Origin of the sequence: Solidesulfovibrio sp. C21, assembly GCF_047785625.1 — a bacterium.
Taxonomy (GTDB): domain Bacteria; phylum Desulfobacterota; class Desulfovibrionia; order Desulfovibrionales; family Desulfovibrionaceae; genus Solidesulfovibrio.
In genome coordinates, this window is sequence record NZ_JBLODY010000149.1 from 1 (window position 1) to 3,180 (window position 3,180).

Below are 3,180 nucleotides of genomic sequence, written 5' to 3' on the forward strand. Positions count from 1 at the left end.
GCCCAGCCCAATACACCGTCTTCTCGGAACACGCCTCTGGTGCTGATGCTGCCATGGTTGTCCTCCTGTGAGACTTCCTATGGCAGAAAACTCAAGTGGCGTAAGAAGGGCCTGATTGACCGCTTACCGTGAAAACAAAAGCCCAAGCTGCTCATGCTCGGGCTTTCCTTCGAGGTTCGGCAACTTCCCGGCTACTTCGGGCTACGCAACCGACTCGGCTTGGGATGGATGGTCAGCAGCTGCGCACCGACGACAACGACGATGGCTCCCAAGACAAAACCCACGAAAATCGAAAACATACTTTTCTCCTGGTTATCTGGTTATATTTCCTAATCATCCTCTGGTAACATGATGGTCAGGACGGGCTCCCCGTGATCACCTGGGCCGATATGGGCGACGACCTCGACCGTTTCCTTGCGTCCTGGGGCCATCAGGAAGTCGACCTTGAAGGTGACGCGGTCCGTGTTCACGGCTCTCCTGGCAGCAAACAGCGCCAGAACCATCAGGTCATGGAGTCGGCCGGCGATAGATTGTCCCTCACCTTCGAGTCCGACAGGCACTTCGACATAGCCGTGGAACAGGTGATCCGTGACGACGGTGTGGAGCTTGAAGCCGATAGCTTTTGCAGCTTCGGTGACGTCGACCAGGACGCCATCGGCAATCGCTTGCTCGCGGGAATAGGCATAAACGACGTTCCAGCTGTCATCCTTCGGCATTTTCAGAACCTTCCTGCTTTCGGCCAAGCAACTTTTCGATTCGATCACGAAATTTTCCTGTAAGCTCCAACCCAATTTCGGCGTAGCACCGAATAATCGTTCCATCGACATCGAGTCCAGACGTATCCATGATTCTGAAAAGCTGCTCAATCGGCCGAAATGCGTTGATGATCTCATCCTTCAAAGTGAGATTATCGAGGTGTTGTGGAGGCATAAGGTGTCCTTTGGTTCCTGGTGGGGAAGGAATTTTGGGAAGAAGGATACCCTGGGCCGGGGAGTCGGTCACGGGGTCAAGGAAAAAGCTGGAACTGGGGCTAAGGAAAAAGTACTTTGGGCCGGAGCGGGGTTTTCCTGGAAGTTCGGCCCAAGGGGAGCCCAATGGGGGCGTCCTGGGGGAAACGCCCAGGAGGGGGCAGGGTAGCGCGAACGATAGGGGTGTCCGGGGATGCCGGCCCGTGGGGAATGGGACGGGCCAGGGTGGCTCCATCAACGAGCACAGAATGGCTCCGGTGATGAGTAGCTTGTCCGCGTGGTGGCCGGTGTTTTCAGACCATGCGTCAGCAATGTCCAAAAGGCCAAACTGAGAAATTTCTGTGTATTTTAAGCTGGTTGACAACAATATCTTGAAATCGCAGACGATTATTTCCAGCTAAGACGTTTGGACTTTTAGGGTGCATCCTCTGAAAAACTTATGCGGGAGCACCTTACCATTGCGGCGGCCATGGGGCAGGGGGGTGAACCGGCGGTGACTAGGAAATGCCTGAGGTGGGCAGAGAGCAGGTGGAAAAGTAAAATCCTGTTATTTTAGAGTGTTGCCGATGCAGGTAGCTGCACAATTTCGTTTTCAGTGTCGGAATCGGCAAGCTCAGTGCTTTTAAAAAGCATTTGATGACATTTTGCAGCTCTCGTCGACAAAAAAGCTGAATCAAAAACTGCCAATATTTTTTTGTTCAATCTTCAAAAATGAACTCATATTAACGAAATAAACACATCGCTAAGTTGACAGTTGTAAAATTTAAGTTATCTTCCTCATGAAAATCCGAAGAACAAACACAAGGAGTCTCACCCATGCCTGTCGCATCGAAATTTGACGCGATGAAACTTCGTACCATGATCACCGAAGGGAAAACTGCTCAGCAAATTATGGATGCCTTCGATATTCCCAAAACCACCCTGAAAAATCATCTCACGAAGCTTATGACGTTGGATGAGAAATTCTACAAGATCGAAGGGATGGATGCTCGTGTGGCATCTGGAAGCGTGAAGTTTTCTGGTACGGGACTCCGTCTGTCCCCGACTCTCCTGGCCAACTACAGTGCTCAGCGTCAATTACTCTTGGGCACTGACGACAACTATTTTTGTGCATCCACCTCGGCCTCAGCCATGTGATCATCGGGTTTGAGGTCGGCCCCGCGTCCGTCATCATCGCCGCGCGGCGGTGAGACCGCATTCCGTTTTTGGGCCTCCTGGTTCCGGTAGCTCTGACCGTTGAGCTCCAGGATGACGCAATGGTGGACCATCCGATCGATGGCGGCCGCTGTCGTCATGGAATCCTTAAAGATTTTGTCCCATTGAGAGAAGACAAGGTTGCTGCTGATCAGCACACTGCCGCGCTCGTAGCGCTCTGCCAGGAAGGTGAAAAGCACCTCCATCTCTTCCCGATCCTGTTGCACGTAGCCGATGTCATCGAGGATCACCGCCTCGAAGCGATCCAGCTTTTTGAGGGCCTTTTCCAGGTTGAAGTCGCGTTTGGCGATGAGCAGCTTCTGCACCAGACGGTAGGCCGGGATGAACAGCACCGGGTGATCGCAACGGACAAGCTCATGACCGATGGCGCACAGGAGATGTGTTTTCCCTCGTCCTGGCAGGCCGAAGGCCACGATGTTTTCCGACCGTTCAAGGAAGTGCCCCTCACACAGGGAGGGCAGGATCTTCTTCACCCGTTCAGGCAAAGCCCCCGTATCCAGACTGGCCAAGGTCTTATCCCCGGGCAGGCCGGAGGCCTTGCGGAGACGTTCGATACGGCTTTGCCGTCTGTCCTCCAGTTCAAGCTCGGCTAGGTACTGCAAATACTGTTGGTAGCTCCAACCCTGGCTCTCGGCCGTGGCCGTCGTCTCTTGGAGGCGGCTGGCAAACGCCGAAAGATGCAACGCCTTGAGGCAGATCATGAGGCCGCCGGTTTCCTGGGTCATATGCAACCTTCCTGTCGGGACAGAAGATTGTCGTAAACCGAAAGGTCCACGAGCGGCGCGTCCATGCCCATGGCCGCGAGCGTTTCGCCATCGGTGACCATGCTTTTGACCCCCTCGGCGCTGAGCAGCGTGCCGGCCTCAAGGAGGAGTTCCAGGGCGGTTTCCACCTCGGCCTCCATCGTGGACGCCGCCAAGTGCAGGATGCGCACGTACTCCTTGTCGGCCTTGTTCTCCTCGAACCGGTCTCGCAACGCGTCGTAAGCACGCCGGAA

At 54.4% G+C, this 3,180-nt stretch carries 4 protein-coding genes; 1 reads left to right on the top strand and 3 read right to left on the bottom strand.

The window, feature by feature from the left end; genetic code table 11:
• Positions 1-329: 329 nt before the first annotated feature.
• Positions 330-716 (bottom strand): DUF6573 family protein, encoded by a 387-nt coding sequence (locus ACMZ6R_RS20310; RefSeq protein ID WP_416114777.1) that lies wholly within the window; start codon positions 714-716, stop codon positions 330-332.
• A gap of 1,068 nt (positions 717-1,784) precedes the next feature.
• Here ACMZ6R_RS20310 and ACMZ6R_RS20315 point away from each other — a divergent pair.
• The gene (locus ACMZ6R_RS20315; RefSeq protein WP_416114774.1) at positions 1,785-2,105 is read left to right on the top strand and encodes an ArsR family transcriptional regulator; all 321 of its coding nucleotides are present in this window, start codon (positions 1,785-1,787) and stop codon (positions 2,103-2,105) included.
• On the opposite strand, the gene istB is transcribed toward ACMZ6R_RS20315, so the two are convergent.
• Positions 2,069-2,908 (bottom strand): IS21-like element helper ATPase IstB, encoded by an 840-nt coding sequence (gene istB, locus ACMZ6R_RS20320; protein WP_416114775.1) that lies wholly within the window; start codon positions 2,906-2,908, stop codon positions 2,069-2,071. The genes ACMZ6R_RS20315 and istB overlap by 37 nt on opposite strands.
• Positions 2,905-3,180, bottom strand: a 276-nt coding sequence (locus ACMZ6R_RS20325; RefSeq protein WP_416114776.1) for a hypothetical protein, incomplete at its 5' end; no start/stop codon positions are given. The genes ACMZ6R_RS20325 and istB, both read right to left, overlap by 4 nt.

What these genes read in the sequence shown, in the direction of transcription:
- istB (WP_416114775.1), bottom strand. Translation starts at nt 2,908, where the DNA reads ATGACCCAGGAAACCGGCGGCCTCATGATCTGCCTCAAGGCGTTGCAT.
- ACMZ6R_RS20310 (WP_416114777.1), bottom strand. Translation starts at nt 716, where the DNA reads ATGCCGAAGGATGACAGCTGGAACGTCGTTTATGCCTATTCCCGCGAG.
- ACMZ6R_RS20315 (WP_416114774.1), top strand. Translation starts at nt 1,785, where the DNA reads ATGCCTGTCGCATCGAAATTTGACGCGATGAAACTTCGTACCATGATC.